General features: G+C 52.7%; 1 protein-coding gene. It reads left to right on the top strand.

All coding sequences use genetic code 11. From position 1 onward, the window contains the following. The coding region (locus LPA46_RS18690; RefSeq protein WP_230893814.1) for an IclR family transcriptional regulator at positions 1–389 on the top strand (389 nt) is incomplete at its 5' end. Positions 390–1,133: the final 744 nt, after the last annotated feature.

Raw genomic sequence — 1,133 nt, 5'->3', positions numbered from 1 at the left:
CTCCGGACCAGGAGGGAGAGATACGACCATTGCACGCGACGGCGGCCGGGAAGGTACTCCTCGCCAATATGGACAAAGACGAGGTTGCGGAGTTTCTCGACCACGACTCGCTCTCCTCGGAGACTGCGAATACGATTACCGAACGCAACGAGTTGCAGTCCAAGCTCCAAGCGATTCGCGACCAAGGAGTCGCATACGACAGACAGGAGCAATCGGACGACTATCGCGGCGTCGCCGCACCGGTCCTCGACGACGACGGTCGCCCGTTGGGCGCAATCGAAGTCCTCGGCCCTCCTCCGCGAATGAGCGGAAAGCGTCTCGAAGAGGACACCGTCGGGTTGGTCGTCAGCGGAGCGAAGGACGTGGAGAATAAACTCTCTATCGACTGATAGATTTTCTATTAGTTAACAACTCTGGTGCGAGAGATAGAGATACGGGTACGGAGACCCGAATAGATGCCTATGAAGTTCATGAGGGGCAACATAGTGGATAGATAGACCGGTCGTGGGGCGGAGAGTGTTTTCTAATGGTGAACAACGATGAACTATCTGTATATGTGGCTCTGTGGGGTGGTCGGTGGAAGGAGGCGAATTAGATTACACACATAGATATGTAATTAGACGTCGAGGATTCGAGGTCGAACTCGTGAACCGGGCAAGTGAGTTTGACAGGTCGTTCGAAGGAGTAGTATTTCGATTAATATACACACGTGTAGGCACCACTCGCGCGCGGCGACTGGCTTACGGCTGTGAAACTGAGTGACTCGCATGTGGTGAGCGTGGGATGCGCTTAGATGAATTTTCGCTCAACGTAGTCAAACACACCGACCAAGCAAAATCGAAGGGTAACAGTCAACTAATTCCGAAATTCCCCCGAGAAATACATCGGTTGGGAGGTCGTGTTTCTCCGGGAGTCAGCAGAGAACCGGAGCAGTCTACGGTGCCATACAGTCCAAACAATGCATCGTCAAGCAGCAGTTCGCGCCAGACACCATTGGCAATTTTAGACAATAATACACCGTGAAGACGTGTCAGCCTATCCGGTACTGGCGGTCGACATCGACAGTGAAACCTCAATCACGAATATCGTTCAGGTGTTCGGTCATGAAGGCTAATGCTCGACCAGTCGAAAAA

It is taken from the genome of Halobacterium sp. KA-6 (assembly GCF_021029015.1).
In the GTDB taxonomy this organism is placed as follows: Archaea; Halobacteriota; Halobacteria; order Halobacteriales; family Halobacteriaceae; genus Halobacterium.
Note: the sequence above shows the minus strand (reverse complement) of the source record. Positions and strands in the feature narration are given on the sequence as shown.